Below are 17,036 nucleotides of genomic sequence, written 5' to 3'. Positions count from 1 at the left end.
CAGCGCTACTTTTTACCAAAAATGGTTGAAGCAAAACTTTTCAGATTATTGATATCCATTAAGTCATCAATACTGTGGATTTCGCCAACGGGTTGAATCAGTAAGTTATGATCAATATCTCCGCCAGGACTGGCTTGGTCTATCATTGTCGGTAATGCATCTTGTAAGCCTAAAATAACATCTTGCTCTGGCATGTTGAGCTCAGCACCAAAAGCGACAAGTTTTTCGACACTGAAAATCGCAGTAATATTTGTTGCTGAAATATGCGCATTGACGTCATTACTAAGCCAAGAATGCGCAATATTAGATAATTCAGCTTGATTAAGTGCTTTAATAACACTCTGAAGATCTACATTCTGACCTTGATCGTTGCCGTCTAATAAATGACAGAGCGCAGCAAAGATACTGTTTTCATCAACAGCTTGAGTATTTGCGCGTGATTGATTAAAAAATTGTGCTCCAAGACGAACTATTTCGACCATATCCATGATTATAATTCCTTGCTCGATAAGTTATTTATGCGGTTACTAAAAATCAGGATGCTAATGCTATGCATAAAACTCAATAAGCTCATGTTATATTCTCTGCTGAGTTTATTCCCAATGATTATTAATAGTTGTGTTAATAATCATAATATAAAAAATAGATTGAATTATCAGCATATTCCGACATTTTAATGCTAAAAATGTATGTTGTATTCATTTTGGATATTGTTGCTTATAAAGGGTAAGGCGTTATTTACTTGAGGTATTGATTGTAATAATCATGATATCTATGTGCAGCAATGCTTGACCTGTTTTGGAGCAAACAGAGATAATAGTCTCATTAATCTATGAATGTAATTATTACTCATCGCCACGAATAATTGATGGAGTTTCAATGGCAAAGCTAAGCCTACAAGAGCAAATGCTAAAAGCGGGTCTTATTGATAAGAAAAAGCTAAAAAAAGCCGGTAAGACAAACAAAAAATCACGTACTCAAGCGAAAGAAGCAAAAGCTGCTGTTGAGGAAAATCGAATCTCTCAGTTAGAGAAAGATAAAGCACTCAACCGTCAACGAGATGAAGATGCACAACAAAAAGCATTTTTAGCACAGGTAAAACAACTGATTGAGATGAACCGTTTGGATCGCAGTAGCGGTGATATTGGTTATAACTTTACTGATGGTACAACGGTTAAGAAAATCTATGTTGATAAGTTAATGCAAACCCAACTTGTTAATGGTCGTCTTGCTATCGCCCGTTATCTTGATGGTTATGAAATTATTCCAGCCGCTGTCGCTGATAAAATTGCATTGCGTGATCAAGAGTCGATTGTGCTTAATAATGTCGTTGATGAAAGTATCAGTGATGAAGATGATCCATATGCAGATTTTGTTATTCCTGATGATCTGATGTGGTAAATACCGCGAACCTAAAAAAGCCTCGATTGAGGCTTTTTTTATAGCTAAATATTTGTCGAGACAATCGTTAGGTATTACTGTTTAAATGAATATTTAACAAATCAGTGCGGTAATATGGTTAGACAAAGGTAATCGATTGCGAATGAAATCTTGTTCAAAGACGGTTGTAATTCAGCGAAATAGGGCATATTTTAATGAGACTATTTATCATTTGCATTCCCGATATGATAACAATGATAGATAAATATACGATGGTAGTGCCTGCGTCTTTATAAGAACTCATCCATTATCACCGCGCAGTAATGATGATAAACGTACTAGGATAATAACGATGAATAATGAAATTACACGTTGGTTACAACGTGACCCTGACCCTAAATCACGTCAAGAATTACAACAATTAGTCGCGGATAATGCGACAGCTGAATTAGCTGATCGCTTTAATGGACGTTTAGAGTTTGGTACCGCCGGTTTGCGAGGTGTGGTTGGTGCAGGCCCTAACCGAATGAACCGTCTAGTTATTCAAGAAACCGCAACTGGGCTGGGTCAGTATTTACTACGCACAGATAATGCAGCAGCTCATAAAGGTGTAGTCATTGGTTACGATGGTCGCCCTGATTCACGTCAATTTGCTCATGATACGGCAGCCGCATTAGCAGCCCAAGGTATAAAGGTTTATCTTACTACCAAAGTCGCTGCAACACCGATTGTCGCCTTTGGGGTTAAGCACTTACAAACGGCAGCGGCTGTTGTTGTGACTGCTAGCCATAACCCGCCAGTTTATAACGGTTTTAAAGTTTATTGGAGTAATGGTGCGCAGATCATTCCGCCTCATGATGCTGGAATTGCAGCAGAAATAGATAAAGCAACTCAATCTGAAATACACCTTATGGATCTAGCTGAAGCTGAAACCAAGGGCTTATTAGTGTGGCTTGATGATGCTTATTATCAAGATTATCGTCGAGCAATAAATAGTACCCCGTTACTTAATAATCATCATAATCCACAAGATATTAGTCTTGCTTATACCGCCATGCATGGCGTGGGTGCCGAGATGGCTGAAACATTATTAGCCGATGCCGGTTTCAAGCATGTATACAGTGTTGCTGCACAACGCGAACCAGATGGCGCTTTTCCAACGGTTAAGTTTCCAAACCCTGAAGAACCGGGTGCAATGGATCTTGTGATCGCCGAAGCGAAACACCATGGAGCAATTTTAGCCTGCGCCAATGATCCCGATGCTGACCGTTTTGCTGTTGCTGCCCGTCGTGATGATGGTGAATACCAAATGCTGACGGGTGATCAAGTTGGAACATTATTTGGTTATTATTTACTTAATCACGTTCAAGCATCAACCAGTTTAGTCGGCAATACTATTGTGTCATCGACATTGTTAGGCAAAATTGCCACAGCTCTTGGGGCGCAATATTACCAAACATTAACTGGTTTTAAATGGTTAACCAATGTCGCAATGGATCGTCAAACGGCGGATCATAAATTCCTTTTTGCTTATGAAGAAGCATTAGGTTACACCATAGGTAATACCGTATGGGATAAAGATGGGCTATCGGCTTTAGTTGCATTTGCCCAATTAACGGCAGAACTTGCCGTTACTGGCCAAACGGTTTGGGATCAACTTGAAGCGATTTATCGAGAGTACGGGTTATATATTAACGCTCAACGCAGTATTGCTCTCGATCCAACCGCAGCTCCTATTGGTGATTCATTACGTGCTATGCCGCCTCAAGCGATTGCAGGATTAGCGATTGTTCGTACTGAAGATTTTAAGACATCACTATGTACTTTTGCTGATGGTACTGTTGAAGCGATTGATTTGCCGGTCAGTGATGTGTTGATTTATCATCTTGAAGATGGTGCTCGTGTTGTCGTTCGCCCATCAGGCACTGAGCCTAAGTTAAAGTGCTACTATGAAGTGGTTGAACCAATGAGCCAAGAAGAGACGTTTGAGCATGCCCAACGCCGAGCACAAGCAACAATGGATCAATTAATTGCTCAGCATCAAGCATCATTGTAATTTGAATTATCGCAGTGTGGTAAAGCTGAACTCTGATCAATTTTCAGTGTATAATTATGAAAGTTGAAATTTATTTTAGATAACCAAGGGTTTACCATGCACGATCTTAATTTATCGTTACCTGATGATTATGAAAAAGAGCCAGAATTACCGATTCCATCAATTGATGATCAAAAGAAAATTGTGGCAGAGCTTAAGCGTTTAGAAGAAGCAGGTGAGTTAACGCCTGAAATTTTACACGCATTCATGACAGGTGAGCGTTTACCTGAATAAGGTAGTGTGATCATTGTGTAATAAAAAGCCTCTTACTGCTCTTCATGTATATTGAAGCAGAATAAGAGGCTTTTTTATGCTTAGTCAATAAGGAAATACAACGAGTATTGATAACCCCAATTATCGTTACTGAGTATATTATTGCTGTTTAGCTGCTGAATCTAATCGGTAATCAACGACATTGAATTTACGTGCAACAATCGGTAGACGTGCCATGATTGTTGTTACGAATAATATCAATAGTGTTGGCAGTAACCAACTAGCATGTGCTTGATATAACGGCAGTGTATTGTTGAAAAACTGATTAAGATTCGCGGGCATTTTACCGAGAATACTGATTGCATCAATAGTACCAAAAGCCATTGCAGTCACTAATACTGAAGTGTGCGTCAGCGTTGAAACATGAATAGTCGAAGCTGTTAAAGAAGCAAACACCAAAGCAATTGCAACAGGACATAAAACTAAAATAGCCGGTAGGCTTACTTTTAGAATATCTTCAAGACCAAAATTAGCAATGATGCCCGTTAATACCACGATGATTGTGGCTGTTAAGCCAAATGATGCTTTGAATGTTTGTTGGTAATATTCAGCACAAGCATTGGTTAAACCAACCGTTGTTGTTAAACATGCCATAATAATAATTGCAGCTAATATCCATTGACCATAGATGCCAAATTCACCTGCAACATAGCGAGTGAGGATCACACTACCGTTCATACCATGAGTTGCAATTGTGGTTGATGTGGCACCTACATATCCCATAGCAATATAACAACTGCCCATCAATACAAAGTAGATCATAGCGACTTTAAATGAGACGCTTGCAATCCCTTTTTGTGACACGATCCCTTTAGCTTTAATCGCTTGAATAATAACCCAACCAAAACCAACCGCTGCGATAGCATCCATGGTCATGTAGCCTTGAATCAAACCATTGGTTACTGGGCTGTGTTGATAGTCACCATAAGGTGCTGCGGGAACACCAAGTGGTGATATAAATGCTGCTAGTCCTAAACCGGCTAATAATAAAATCAGTGCAGGTGTCATGATTTTACCAATGTAGTTAACAAGATTACCGGGTTTAAAGGCTAAAAGTAATGTGATAGCAGAGAATACAATAGAGAAAGCAATCAGATGATCAGCTTTGAAAAAAGGTTTTAGTCCCATCTCATAAGCAACGGTAACAGCACGCGGCATGCCAAATGCAGGACCTATAGCTGTAAATAAGAGGATCCAAAATATTGTTGCTAACCATTTTGGTAATGCTTTAGTGAGGTTTTTTGTGCAGCCAATACGGCCAAGGACAATAATAGTAAAAGCGGGTAGACCAACAGCGGTTACTAAGAAGCCACTCATTGCTGATGTTAATGATGTTCCTGCGTCGAGACCCATTGCGGGGGGGAAGATCAAGTTACCAGCGCCTAAAAATAGTGCAAAGGTCATTAGACCGATAGCGAGTAAGTCTTGTGTTTTCAAATGTTGTACCTGCATTGTTGTGAATATCAAACAGCTATTAATCACTTAGTATCGTAACTATTATAGTCTGTTGCTTCGTTAATAATGGTTCCGCAGGTTTGCTGAAAGAAGATATGAAGAGTTGAAACTATCTTCCATCAGCAACGGCTGACGGAAGCTTGCCCGCCAGCCTAGCGAATAATCACTAGGATAAAAGCGGAAATAATTCGAGATATTTTTTTTATCGTTATAGAAGCAACATCAACCCAAGCGTTAGCCGCTATTGTCGATGTTAAATGTTTTTGTTCTCTATGTTCAAACACTGTTGAATGCATAATTTAACAACTTCTATTAATGAAAACGTGAATTACAGCATAAAAATATAAAGAAAAGTTAGTGTTGTAAATAACTTTCTTCAATTTTTTTTTAATCGTTGTAAAAATAGTCTAATTTAAGTGTTTAATATTAGAAGGTTAGTGAAATGTGAGCTATTTATTTTGAATAGTAGTCATAATTTTGATGAATTATGTTGTGAATGTATGTTTTTTTGTGAGCAATCAGCAGATAGGGCTAGCAGTTATCTAGCCCTATAATGAGTGATAGCAAATTAATTGACGGCAATACTTGGCTGGTTTTTATGCCCCAAACGGCACAATTTGCTGATTAAAATAGTAATTGCAACAGGTACTAACCAAGAAGCATGTGATGAAAATAAAGGTAACCAATGCTCGGCAAATGTAGACATTGTCGAGGGTAGTTTACCGAGAATATTTAACGCATCAATACTACCAAAGATAGTGGCAACGATAACCACGATTGTTTGGCTAAGCGAGATATAGCGTTGCTCAGCAGTTGAATGATTATGTATGAAAAATGTTGAAATAATTAATGAAATCGCAATTGGACACAATATTAAAATAGCAGGTAGGCTAACTTTAATGATGGTTTCTAAACCAACGTTAGAAATAATGGCTGTCAGTACCATAATCACAGTCGCGCTGATTTTAAATTTTACACCGTAAGTATTTTTATAGTATTCACCATTAGCATTAGTTAAACCGACCGTTGTGGTTAAACAAGCCATTAAAGTAATGGTGGCTAATAATAATTGACCCAGTGTGCCAAACTCACCAGCTGCATAACGCGTCAGAATTTCACCACCATTCGTTGCTTGTGGCGCAATATCAGACGACGTCGCGCCTAAATATCCCATAGCAAGGTAACAAAGAGACATCAAAACCGCGTAAATAATGGCAATGCGAAGGGTGTAGTAAGAAATGGCTTTATTGCATTTTACGCCAGTGTTGCGAATTGTTTGAATAATAACCCAGCCAAAAGCGACCGCTGCAATAGCATCTAATGTCATGTAGCCTTGAATAAGACCATTTACTGTTGGTGCTTTACGGTAGGTTTCAATTGCAGCCGTTGGGGAGCCTAGAGGATTGACGATAGCAGAGATGGCAAGTAGTGCCAGCATAGCAATCAGTGCTGGAGTCATGATTTTGCCAATATAATCGACCAATTTTCCAGGTTTAAGGGCCAATACTAATGTTAAAGCGCAGAAAATAGCAGAAAACGCCATTAAACCATTGCCAGAATAGAACGGTTTAATTCCCATCTCATAAGCAACCGTTACAGCACGTGGTAAAACAAAAGCAGGGCCAAGAGTGGTTAATACTAAGAACCAAAATGAACGATCCATCCATTTAGGTAAGGCTGCTGTTAATCGATCAGCAGAAGATAATCGTCCTAGCACAACCAGTGTTAAGGCTGGTAATCCAACGGCGGTAAGCAAAAATCCAGCGATAGCAATGAGCCAGTTTTCACCCGCTTGTTGTGCCATAAGAGGTGGAAATATTAAGTTACCAGCACCGAGAAATAGTGCAAAGGTCATAAAACCAATGGCTGCAAGTTCTTTTGTTTTCAAATGACATACCTTATTCAAAGCGAACAATGTGAGTCAGTATGCTGGAAGAGGTAATAAGAAGTGAGACTCATATCCGCCAGCGTTACTGACGAATAAACTAACCGTCAGCGTCAGAAAATGACGACGACGACAGATGTTAGCGTACAAGCAATCGGTCTGGTTGCTGTGGTGATAGCATCCTGATTGTTGTTAATGTTCTGAGACATAGCTTATACGCTCTAAGAAAAAATGAGGCTTAAACTTAATCGGAATTAGAGGGATTGTAAAGCACGCTGAAGAAATAATTGACGTTTTTTTAGTATTCACCAGCTAGATGCCATATAAATAACTGAATTATAGTCATTATATAATGGCATCTAGTATTTTATAATATAGACCGCGGATTAGGCTTGCAGCAGGGTTTGTAATTCAGCTAATGACGTCACGGTATAAGTAGGATTAATATCGACGGGCTGCGGCTTGTGGTCACAGTTAAGCCAACAGGTATCCATGCCCGCATTGATACCACCTAAAATATCAGAATATGGGTTATCACCGACCATCAGCACTTGTTGGCGTTGAGGCTCGCCCATTTGTTGGCAGGCATAATCAAAAATTTTAACATCAGGTTTTGCGACACCCACTTGCTCTGAAATAATCAGTACATCAAATAAATCAGCAAAACCCGTACGTTGTAAGCGTATTTCTTGTAAAGCGGTGAAGCCATTAGTAATAATACCTAACTTAACCTGTGGTTTTAATGCTTCAAGCAATGATTTAGCACCGTCTAATGGCGTACAAATATCAGCCATAGCCATTAAAAAATCATGATTGAGTTGTTCGGTTGATAGCGAAAGTTTGGCTGCCCATGCTTCAAAGCGTATATTTTGTAATTCAGTCGCTGAAATTATACCGTTCTGATAATCAACCCATAGTGGTTTATTAATCGCTTCATATTGTTTGAAATCGGCATCAGTAAAAGTAATGTTATGACGAGAAAACATCAGTTGCAGGCCACGCAAAGCATCAAAATGAAACAAGGTTTCATCAGCATCAAATAAAATCCATTGGTATTTCATTACGCGTAAATCTCTATTTTTGTGAGTGAAAATGCGACTAGATGAACCCTCGCAAGCGGAAGCTATTTTACTTGAAGTCAGGAAGTACATGCTAGTCAATCAAAGTAAATAATTGTGCTAAATTGGGCTGCTTTTATCGCAATGTAATTTTTATTGAACTCAATAGTGTGATATATGTCTACTTATACCATAATCACATTATCTCTATTGAGAGTGAAAAATTGGCCAATTGAGGAAAAAAAATGGGCATTTTATCTTGGATTATTTTAGGTTTAATCGCAGGCGCATTAGCAAAATGGTTAATGCCTGGTAAAGATGGCGGTGGTTGGATTGTGACAATGGCGCTAGGTATTGGTGGTGCTTTTGTTGGCGGTTTTGTCGGTAAATTTATTGGTTTAGGCCACGCTACAGGCGTCAATATTGGCAGTATTATCACTGCAACATTAGGTGCTTTCATTTTGCTATTTGTTTATAATCGTTTTATTCGTTAATAATCATAGCATTAGTAATATACAAAATAAAAAAGCGAACCGATTAATTCGATTCTCTTTTTTATTTGTATTGAAAACCATGATTGCCTAGAAACCGTTTTATCCGCTTTAGAATGATATTTTTATGTAAATATTATCTCTTCCACCTTCCAATTTTTACCTGTGTAAAAGTGCTATTTTTTGAATGTTGTGGCTAAAAAAAGATGTTATCCGCCACTCTTGTTGCATTAATGTTAGTTATTGAGCCTATATTTGTGATTTTTTTTCGCTAAACTAAAAAAGTTCCTTCACACTGTGTTTAGATTCTTAATGACCAAAAAGCATTACTAATCGTTATAAAAAATCAGTTGTATTTATAAAAGCTGATATAGCAATTTGCTATTAATCATAACGTGGAGCACAAAATGGAAAAGGGATTTAATAAAACCAAAGTGGCGGGCATTATTGCAGGCTTTCTATTTGCAAGTACGGCAGCTCAAGTACAAGCAGCGCCAACACATGATAAGAACGTAATCGGTTATCTAACTCAGTGGGAAGCATGGAAAGGTACTAATGCAGGTTTTTCTGTAAAAGGTGAAGCGACGCATTTGAACGTAGATATGGATATTTACTCCATTCTTAATTTCTCATTTTTTGGCGTAGCAAAAGACGGTACGTTACATAGCGGTGATTTACGTAATAAACAAATTTATAAGCCAGGTAGTGTGCAAGAGCCTGGGCCATTATTACATCCAGATGTGTATTCAAGCTGGGATTTCCATATTCTATGGGGTGAATTAGAGTATATTCATCAATATCCTGTAAATGAACCGTGGGATGCTGAAAATTTAGCCAAAGTAAAAGCGCAAGGTTTTGTGAAAAGTGGTAAAGGTTGGCGTCATAAGCCAACTGGTATTGAAGGTGATATGCCGATCCCACTTAAAAAAGAAGGTGGCGCTCCGGGTCTGATTGATCTTGCTAATCAGAAAGGCGTTAAGGTGATGGCATCACTTGGTGGTTGGAGTATGTCTAAGCACTTTCCTGAAATGGCCGCCGATCCTGTTAAAAAAGCCCGTTTCCTTAAAGATCTCGATAAGTTAATGGCATTAGGTTTCCACGGTATTGATATTGATTGGGAATACCCAGGTTTTGGCGGTATGAACTTTGCGGGTGATCCTGCTGATTTTGCTAACTTTGAACAGTTAATGGAAGATATTCGTAAGCGTATTGGTCCTGATAAACTACTGACTGCTGCATTCTCTGCATCAACCGCTAAACTTGAAGGATTTAATTGGCCACGCCTTGTTAAATCAATGGATTACTTCAACATGATGACATACGACCTTAACGGTGCGTGGTCAAATGTTACAGGCCATAACGCGCCATTGTATCCATATCCTGAAGAAGAATTTAAAGGTCTTGATTTAGATACACTACGTATTTGGATGGCAGAAAAAGGCATTCCATCAGAAAAAATTAACTTTGGTGCTGCGTTCTATGGTCGAGGTGTACAAACCACAGAAGCTGAGGCTTATTTAGGTGCGCCAACCGATAAGCGTATTTATAATATGTCGGTTGATGGGCCATTACTATCGGCAGTTGATGTTGATAACTGGAAAGAATTTGAAGGTTCACCAAACTATAACTACATTGTTAAAACAAAAGGTTGGGAACATAAGTGGGATGCTAGTGCTGAAGTCCCTTATGCTGTGAAAGGAAAATATTTCTTAAGTTATGATGATGTACCTTCGATGAAGAAGAAAGCACAGTACATTGTTGATCATGATTTAGGTGGAGTGATCGTGTGGCAAGTGCATGGCGATATTAAGTGTGAAGGCACCTTTATTAATCATGGTACCAAGCTAAAAGAGTGTACTAAGTTAAGCTCACCATTAGCAGAAGCGATTGATGATGTATTTAGTGCTGACACCACGCCAAATGCTGCGCCAGAGTTAACCGTACCAAGTGCTCAATCGGCACTGGCTGGTGAGACAATTAGTTTCACTGTTTCGGCAACCGATGCTGATGGCGATAGCTTAAGCTTTAGTTCTGCTGATGCACAAATTACAGATAATGGCGACGGTACTGCAACTGTCGTTTATACCGCACCTAACTCAGCAACAGATACTGTGACATCAATAGCGATCAAAGTAACTGATGGTCGTAAAACAGCAACTAAATCTGTGGTTGTTAATGTGAAAGGGTCTGGTGTCGTTGAAAATACCGCACCAGAATTGACAGCGCCAGCAATGGTTGATGTTGAAAGTGGTCAGAATGTGGTTATTACAGTAACAGCAACCGATGCCGATGGTGATGCACTAACTTACTCTGCATCAACAGGTCAGGTTACAGCGACTGCAACGGGTGCTGATGTTACTGTCACTGCACCAACAACAACGACAGATACAACACTCAATGTTGTGATTACTGTGTCTGATGGTCAAGCCGCGACTCAACAAACAGTTATGGTTAATGTTAAGGCTGAAGGTGGAGCTGTTGGTGATACGTGGAATGCCGATACTATCTACAATAGCGGAGACACTGTAGTTTATAACGGCATTACTTATACTGCGCAATGGTGGACGAAAGGTGAAACTCCGGGAACATCATCGGTATGGGTAGAAGAAGATACCGGTGAAGTTGGTGGTTGGTCAGCATCGAAAACCTATAATGGTGGTGATGAAGTTATCTTTGACGGTAATAATTACCGCGCAAAATGGTGGACGAAAGGTGATAAACCGGGTAATGCAAATGGCCCTTGGGAACGCATCTAAGCTTATTTATTAGTGTAAATAAAAGATAATAAAAAACCCCGTATAGTTATTTCTCTTTAATAATAGCTAACGGGGTTTTCTTTAAGTAGCGAAAATTATAAGCCTAAAATCAGTGACATTGCCGTTGAAACAATCAGCGCACCAATCATTGGTATCGCGGTACGTTTGACTAATTCAAATGGTGACACATCGGCAACACCGGCAACAGCAACAATAGCGCCTGTGATTGGCGACATTGAGCGTGCAATACCTGATGCTAATTGCATTGGCATCAACATAACAACGGCATTAACACCGACTTTGTTGGCAATATCTGGCACCATAGCAGCAAATGAGAAGAACGGCGCATTGCCTGAACCCATTAAAATTGCCGCAAAGGTAATGATTATAACCATTAAAATAATCATTAATGCTGGTGATACAGACGCATTAATTGCAAAGTTGATGACAGTATCTAGTAGACCGATGACTTTCATACCATGAGCAAACACTTGGCCTGCAATAACTAACGTTACTACGCGTGCGAATTGCTTACCCATGCTATCGAAATAAACCAAAATATCTTTAAAGATGGGTTTTGCACCGTGACGAATACCTTCACAAACCATCGCTACCGCAATTGAAATAAACATTGCAGTTACCACATCTATTTTTACACTAGCAATCGCCATTGGGCTAAAGATCATAATTAATGCTAACGGAATAATTGGCAGTAATGCATACCATGCTGGTGGTGCAACGTGGTCATCTTGTGTTTGAAGTTGTACTTCATCAGTTGCTATTGCGCGACGATCAAACCATTGTTGTACGAAGAAATGTAGCGTAGCGATTGTTATCATTGTCGCAATAGCAACAGGTAATTGGTAAGTAATAAAGTATTCAGTAACAGGAATATCAGCAGTACGCGCCGCTAAATTCACGTTACCTGAGGCCGGACCTAAATCTAAACAGGCTGCGGTTGCAATAACAGCGACAGCAGACATTTTACTCACACCAAGACGCACTAAAATAGGGTACAGTGTTACCATTAACAATAAACCAAGACCGGATGCACTTGGAATAAAGATATTCAGTATTTGGCCCATGATATAACCGAGTGCCATTACTAAATAAGGCGCTTTAAAGTAACCTAAAGGCTTTATCGCAATATTAACCAATGCGCGTGAGGCACCGATATGATCCATATATTTAGCAAAACCGCCAACAGCCATGATGATTAGACCAAGAGTACCCACTGTTTTGGCGGTGGTATTTTTTAGGAAAGTAAATATATCAAGCCATTGATTACCACTAGAAATTTTTTCAGGAAGCGGCGTACCTGTACTAAATATAATGGCTGCTGCCATCATAATAATACCGCCAAGCAGTAGTGTTGTTTGTGGATTGTATTTTTTATAGATTAATAAGCCTACAAGGAATATAACCACAAGACTAAAAATAGTAACCATTATCTAGCTCCATATTGTTGGAAAAAGTCCATTTATATGGGCTGGATAATAAGAGATTGAAAACGTTTTCACGATAAAAAAGTGCGCCTAATGAAAGCAAATAAATGTAACTATGATACTGCTCAAATAAAGACTTTTGTTCTGTATCGTAAAACTCTCAATTTATATACATAACTTATTATTTATACGTACAAATATTCAACATTGCGCTTTTTTATAAATGTACCAAACCAACAATAATTTAGTGGGTGTAGAATAATTGAATGTAGCGATGGTGTTTTTAATTCTAATATAAAATGAGAAGTAAGTATAAAACACTTTAGGTATGTAGATGCTACAATTTACGTTATGAGCATGAGGGGAATCAAAATACATAATATATTTTTATTAAAGATGGTATTAATATAAAACCCCAAAATGAACAATGTTTATATAAGTGTAATTTATATAAATTATAAGCAATACTTTGTTGGTGTTTTACATATTAAATTAAATAGTTAATTTGAGCTTTTTATGATATTTTGTTTTATATGATTATATAACTATCACTAATATATAATGCTAATACCATTTATCGACTTATATTTATTGAGCTTACATAAGTTATTCTTAATAGGGTAAATTGCTAAATTAGGATTTTACTATTAATTCTATACATGTATACATTCAGTGAATCGTTAGTTAATTATATTTGTGTGTGGATAACTTAGAGTGGTTGAAATATGAAAAATAGTAAATTACGTCGTATTTTTTTCGAATTAAAAGCGAACTTGAAGCATTTTAAATATGGGCTTAAAAATAAAGACTCGTTTAAGTGTAGCAATGAATTGAGTCCTATTACCGGACGATTTTGGACACATCAATACCAATTAGCGTCAGGTATCCAATCGGATAAATATCTATCTGAGACTTACTATCACAATCGTGTTGAAGGTAAGCTTAATAATTATAATGTTGCTGGTTATTTTGATCATAAAGGTTATATTGATACTGTTTTAGGTTCACATACAATAAAGTGTATTATTAATAAAATATCTAATTGTATTTACAATGAGAATGGTGAAATCATTACTGTTTCTCAAATGGTTGATATTTTAACTGAAGAAGATGGTCGAGAGTTTGTTGTTAAAGTAAGTTCTGGTACTGGTGGTGGCATTGGCGTAACAATTGGTACGTTTTCTGAAGTTAAAACAGCAATTGAAAAGCTATTGAATAATAAAACTGACTTTATTATTCAACCATTAATTACACAACATCAGGAATTGAAAAAATTCAATCCGACTTCAATAAATACGTTACGAATTATGACAATGCGTTGTCATGGCGATATTCATTTCGTTTCTGCAATTTTGCGTATGGGTAATGGTGGTCGTGTAGATAATGCCTCTAGTGGTGGTATCTCTATTGGTATGGATCATCAAGGGAAATTAAATAATCGCGGATTTAATTATGCGTTAGACAAAATTTTCTATACTCACCCATTTTCTAAGATTGATTTTTCTGATGATCATTATGTGCCTTACTTTAATGAAATTGTTGCACTAGTAAAAGAAAAACATCAACAATTAAAGAGTCAAGATTTAGTATCATGGGATATAACAGTAGATCAAGATGGTGTTATATCTATTGTTGAATATAATATTCTTTGGTCTGATATTAGTTTTCATCAGGCTAATAATGGTCCTGTTTTTGAACCATTCTTTGACTTTATTAAAGAATTAAATGATAAAGATGCAAAAAAAATATCACTCTAATAATAGTAGCTGTTGATATAAAGCCTATATGATAAATTTTCATATAGGCTTTTTTTTATGTAAATTATGCTGCTTGTGGTTGTAAATAACCTAACCATGCTGTTTGATATAGTTGGTGTGATTGTTGTCGCAGTTTATTAATTTGCGCAACTTCAAATTCAGATAATGGACGTTGTTGTTGTAATGCTACACGTTCAATATGTTGAATTTTTTCATAAAGGTCGTGCTCTGGGCCATTTTTTATGGTTGATATTTCATTTAAGTGCAGTTGAACCTCAGTAATAACTTGGCTGTTAGGTAAGCGTACTAGCACATTTAAATCACGGTAACCTGATGGTGTTGGATTTTTAAATCTATTTTTGACACTAACGATTGTTGCTTCTTTTGATAGTAATTCATACGCCTGAACTAATGCTGGAATATTTTTCGCAACAATAGACCCGCGTGCAATATCGGTAATTTTATCAGTCTGGCCTTGTAATTCTGTGGTGATTTTCTGCTGTGCCCGTTGGGCTGATTTAATCTGAGGGATAATAATATTAGTTGTTGATGCAAGGCTAACACTTTGCAGTAATGTTTGTAGTTCTACTTGCGCATCGGTTGCGGCTAAGTAAAGGTCATCAAAATTCGAAAATGGTTGACGCAGGTTGTCAGTTTTCCATGATTGAATACTGTATAAGCCGCTTAAATCACGTTGAAAGGCCTTACGGCTGGCTTGTGTTTGACGGGTTGGTGATTGATCATGAGTATTAAAAGCGGGAGTAATAGCCGGCGCTGCCACAACAGAGCGACTAAGCATGCAAAAAAGAACAAAACTTGTACGTAAAACAGATTTTATGTTCATTAAACAACTCCTGTAAATATTGCATGTGCAATATCGAAACATACTAAAACGGGTATAACTAAAAAGTTTGTATGTTGAGCGTTAGATATAATGTGTTATCTGTTCACATGGTAGTAACTTTACCCTGAATGGGAATTGAATACTGTGCTGTTATTCATATTTTTGAATTATTTATTACAGTGTATTTACATTATTCATAATCACACATAATGGATGTTGTTAGGACTAACTTGCAAGACGGCCTCTGCCCATATAGTGCTGCCATACTTGCTGGTACAGCGATTGTGAGTACTGGCGTAATTTGGTAATTTTTCGTTGTTCTAATTCATGTAGTAAACGCGACTCAAGCATAGCCTGACGTTCAATATTTTGAATTTGTTCATAAATTGAGTGTTCAGCGCCATTTTTTATTGACGCTATTTTTTTTAGGTGTAGTTGTATTTCGGCAATGAAATGACTATTAGGTAAACGTATCAATAGCTTAATATCGCGATAGCCAGAATCTGTCGGTTGGCTAAAGCGGTTTTTAACACCGCAAACATCGGTATATTGTATAATATAATCATAAGCCGTGATTAAATCATCAATATTTGAGGCAACAATTGATCCACGGACTAGATCGGTTAATGCATCAGATTTACCATGTAGCTCGGTAGTGATCTTTTGTAGAGCACGTGTTCGTGATTTTTGACCAGGAAGGATTGGGTGGCAAGCAGTATCTGATGCTGCTTTTTTAATTAATAAATTAAGCTCTATTTGTGCAAATTTAGCATGTTGATACAATTTTTCAAATTGTTGATGAGGTTGGTGAATGTTGTCATAACGCCAATCGTTAATAAGATTAAGACGATGAGACATAGCACAGCCACACACGATAGAACGCACATTGTTGCTAGATTGTTGACAAGTTGAAAGCATAACCATTTTTACTCCTTAAACCTAGCTTTAGCAAATGGCAGCTAAGTAGGTATTTTCACTGAACATCCTGTTCTGACGCTAAATATAATACTTTTATCAATATAATCAATAATATTTTGCATCATAGTTGTAACTTTTTTGTTACATGGTGAGTGGGTCTTAATGTTGGTATAAAATTGGATAAAAATGCAGCATTGTAACGAGATTACTATCAATAGTTGAGGTTATGAGTAACAATGAATGCGGTGTTTTATGCAGCAACTATATGATACTTAATCAATAGCTATTGTGCTTTGAGATATATTTTTTAAGGAAAAAAAATGCAGGAAAATCTATTAATTGGCTTTGTTGTTATTTGGCTGGGTTTGACGGTAGGAAGTGTAATGCTGTTCCAACGCGGTAATGATGTAGCAAAAAAACGTCGATTATGGCCGATTTATACGGTGTTCAGTAATGTTGTGATTGGTGGATTTATCATTTTTATGCAGCCACCAGTAACATGGATGATTGCGATATTGATTTTATTAGTACCGGTAACATTTTTGACTATTCGATCAACAAAATTTTGTGATAGTTGTGGTCAGGCTAGCCGCTCTCCTTTCTTTATGAAGCCGCCACAAAAATGCAGTCATTGTAAAAAGCCACTATAAGTAGCGTATCTTAATAATATCAAGCCATT

At 37.5% G+C, this 17,036-nt stretch carries 14 protein-coding genes; 7 read left to right on the top strand and 7 right to left on the bottom strand.

Translation table 11 applies throughout. The features are described 5' to 3' along the window. Window positions 1-5 precede the first annotated feature (5 nt). Window positions 6-488: a YidB family protein gene (locus G6R09_RS03650; protein ID WP_163920562.1), complete on the bottom strand. Its 483-nt coding sequence runs from the start codon at window positions 486-488 to the stop codon at window positions 6-8. Window positions 489-879: 391 nt separating this feature from the next. On the opposite strand from G6R09_RS03650, the gene G6R09_RS03645 reads away from it, so the two are divergent. From G6R09_RS03645 to G6R09_RS03635, 3 genes are all read left to right on the top strand, one after another. Then, the gene (locus G6R09_RS03645; protein ID WP_065166973.1) at window positions 880-1,401 is read left to right on the top strand and encodes a DUF2058 domain-containing protein; all 522 of its coding nucleotides are present in this window, start codon (window positions 880-882) and stop codon (window positions 1,399-1,401) included. A gap of 331 nt (window positions 1,402-1,732) precedes the next feature. Further along, window positions 1,733-3,436: a phospho-sugar mutase gene (locus G6R09_RS03640; protein WP_163920560.1), complete on the top strand. Its 1,704-nt coding sequence runs from the start codon at window positions 1,733-1,735 to the stop codon at window positions 3,434-3,436. 96 nt (window positions 3,437-3,532) lie between these two features. After that, on the top strand, window positions 3,533-3,709 hold the full coding sequence (locus tag G6R09_RS03635) for an ATPase (RefSeq protein WP_036791078.1): 177 nt from the start codon (window positions 3,533-3,535) through the stop codon (window positions 3,707-3,709). A gap of 138 nt (window positions 3,710-3,847) precedes the next feature. Here G6R09_RS03635 and brnQ (G6R09_RS03630) read toward each other — a convergent pair whose 3' ends face one another. The 3 genes from brnQ (G6R09_RS03630) to yjjG all read right to left on the bottom strand — a co-directional run bounded on the left by brnQ (G6R09_RS03630) (window position 3,848) and on the right by yjjG (window position 8,149). Then, window positions 3,848-5,185 carry a branched-chain amino acid transport system II carrier protein gene (gene brnQ / locus G6R09_RS03630; RefSeq protein WP_065167004.1) on the bottom strand — a complete coding sequence of 446 codons (1,338 nt, stop codon included), beginning with the start codon at window positions 5,183-5,185 and terminating at the stop codon, window positions 3,848-3,850. Window positions 5,186-5,771: 586 nt separating this feature from the next. Next, a complete protein-coding gene (gene brnQ / locus G6R09_RS03625) occupies window positions 5,772-7,058 on the bottom strand; it encodes a branched-chain amino acid transport system II carrier protein (RefSeq protein WP_373423695.1) in 1,287 nt (428 codons plus the stop codon). A 416-nt stretch (window positions 7,059-7,474) separates the two neighbouring features. Next, on the bottom strand, window positions 7,475-8,149 hold the full coding sequence (yjjG, locus tag G6R09_RS03620; protein ID WP_065166971.1) for a pyrimidine 5'-nucleotidase: 675 nt from the start codon (window positions 8,147-8,149) through the stop codon (window positions 7,475-7,477). A 242-nt stretch (window positions 8,150-8,391) separates the two neighbouring features. On the opposite strand from yjjG, the gene G6R09_RS03615 reads away from it, so the two are divergent. Both G6R09_RS03615 and G6R09_RS03610 read left to right on the top strand, forming a co-directional pair. After that, window positions 8,392-8,640, top strand: coding sequence for a GlsB/YeaQ/YmgE family stress response membrane protein (locus G6R09_RS03615; RefSeq protein ID WP_060998390.1), 249 nt, complete (start codon window positions 8,392-8,394; stop codon window positions 8,638-8,640). Window positions 8,641-9,044: 404 nt separating this feature from the next. After that, the gene (locus tag G6R09_RS03610; protein WP_163920556.1) at window positions 9,045-11,393 is read left to right on the top strand and encodes a glycosyl hydrolase family 18 protein; all 2,349 of its coding nucleotides are present in this window, start codon (window positions 9,045-9,047) and stop codon (window positions 11,391-11,393) included. A 95-nt stretch (window positions 11,394-11,488) separates the two neighbouring features. Here G6R09_RS03610 and dcuC read toward each other — a convergent pair whose 3' ends face one another. Continuing rightward, complete coding sequence (gene dcuC / locus G6R09_RS03605) at window positions 11,489-12,841, bottom strand: C4-dicarboxylate transporter DcuC (RefSeq protein WP_065166970.1); 1,353 nt, start codon at window positions 12,839-12,841, stop codon at window positions 11,489-11,491. A gap of 722 nt (window positions 12,842-13,563) precedes the next feature. Between dcuC and G6R09_RS03600 the strand changes: the two genes are divergently transcribed. After that, window positions 13,564-14,595, top strand: a complete 1,032-nt coding sequence (locus G6R09_RS03600) for a sugar-transfer associated ATP-grasp domain-containing protein (protein ID WP_065166969.1) — start codon at window positions 13,564-13,566, stop codon at window positions 14,593-14,595. A 64-nt stretch (window positions 14,596-14,659) separates the two neighbouring features. Here G6R09_RS03600 and G6R09_RS03595 read toward each other — a convergent pair whose 3' ends face one another. Together G6R09_RS03595 and G6R09_RS03590 are read right to left on the bottom strand one after the other, a co-directional pair. Further along, window positions 14,660-15,439 carry a RelA/SpoT domain-containing protein gene (locus G6R09_RS03595; protein WP_065166968.1) on the bottom strand — a complete coding sequence of 260 codons (780 nt, stop codon included), beginning with the start codon at window positions 15,437-15,439 and terminating at the stop codon, window positions 14,660-14,662. 225 nt (window positions 15,440-15,664) lie between these two features. After that, the gene (locus G6R09_RS03590) at window positions 15,665-16,357 is read right to left on the bottom strand and encodes a phosphoribosylglycinamide formyltransferase (RefSeq protein WP_163920554.1); all 693 of its coding nucleotides are present in this window, start codon (window positions 16,355-16,357) and stop codon (window positions 15,665-15,667) included. 320 nt (window positions 16,358-16,677) lie between these two features. Between G6R09_RS03590 and G6R09_RS03585 the strand changes: the two genes are divergently transcribed. After that, on the top strand, window positions 16,678-17,007 hold the full coding sequence (locus G6R09_RS03585; protein ID WP_065166966.1) for a hypothetical protein: 330 nt from the start codon (window positions 16,678-16,680) through the stop codon (window positions 17,005-17,007). Window positions 17,008-17,036: the final 29 nt, after the last annotated feature.

This window comes from Photobacterium sp. Alg240-V54 (assembly GCF_900537155.1).
GTDB lineage: Bacteria > Pseudomonadota > Gammaproteobacteria > Enterobacterales > Vibrionaceae > Photobacterium.
The sequence above is the reverse complement of the archived record's forward strand: the minus strand, read 5'-3'. Positions and strand labels throughout refer to the sequence as shown.

Coding starts and splice junctions, on each gene's coding strand:
- G6R09_RS03650 (WP_163920562.1), bottom strand. CDS start 488: ATGGATATGGTCGAAATAGTTCGTCTTGGAGCACAATTTTTTAATCAA.
- G6R09_RS03645 (WP_065166973.1), top strand. CDS start 880: ATGGCAAAGCTAAGCCTACAAGAGCAAATGCTAAAAGCGGGTCTTATT.
- G6R09_RS03640 (WP_163920560.1), top strand. CDS start 1,733: ATGAATAATGAAATTACACGTTGGTTACAACGTGACCCTGACCCTAAA.
- G6R09_RS03635 (WP_036791078.1), top strand. CDS start 3,533: ATGCACGATCTTAATTTATCGTTACCTGATGATTATGAAAAAGAGCCA.
- brnQ (WP_373423695.1), bottom strand. CDS start 7,058: ATGACCTTTGCACTATTTCTCGGTGCTGGTAACTTAATATTTCCACCT.
- yjjG (WP_065166971.1), bottom strand. CDS start 8,149: ATGAAATACCAATGGATTTTATTTGATGCTGATGAAACCTTGTTTCAT.
- G6R09_RS03615 (WP_060998390.1), top strand. CDS start 8,392: ATGGGCATTTTATCTTGGATTATTTTAGGTTTAATCGCAGGCGCATTA.
- G6R09_RS03610 (WP_163920556.1), top strand. CDS start 9,045: ATGGAAAAGGGATTTAATAAAACCAAAGTGGCGGGCATTATTGCAGGC.
- dcuC (WP_065166970.1), bottom strand. CDS start 12,841: ATGGTTACTATTTTTAGTCTTGTGGTTATATTCCTTGTAGGCTTATTA.
- G6R09_RS03600 (WP_065166969.1), top strand. CDS start 13,564: ATGAAAAATAGTAAATTACGTCGTATTTTTTTCGAATTAAAAGCGAAC.
- G6R09_RS03595 (WP_065166968.1), bottom strand. CDS start 15,439: ATGAACATAAAATCTGTTTTACGTACAAGTTTTGTTCTTTTTTGCATG.
- G6R09_RS03590 (WP_163920554.1), bottom strand. CDS start 16,357: ATGCTTTCAACTTGTCAACAATCTAGCAACAATGTGCGTTCTATCGTG.
- G6R09_RS03585 (WP_065166966.1), top strand. CDS start 16,678: ATGCAGGAAAATCTATTAATTGGCTTTGTTGTTATTTGGCTGGGTTTG.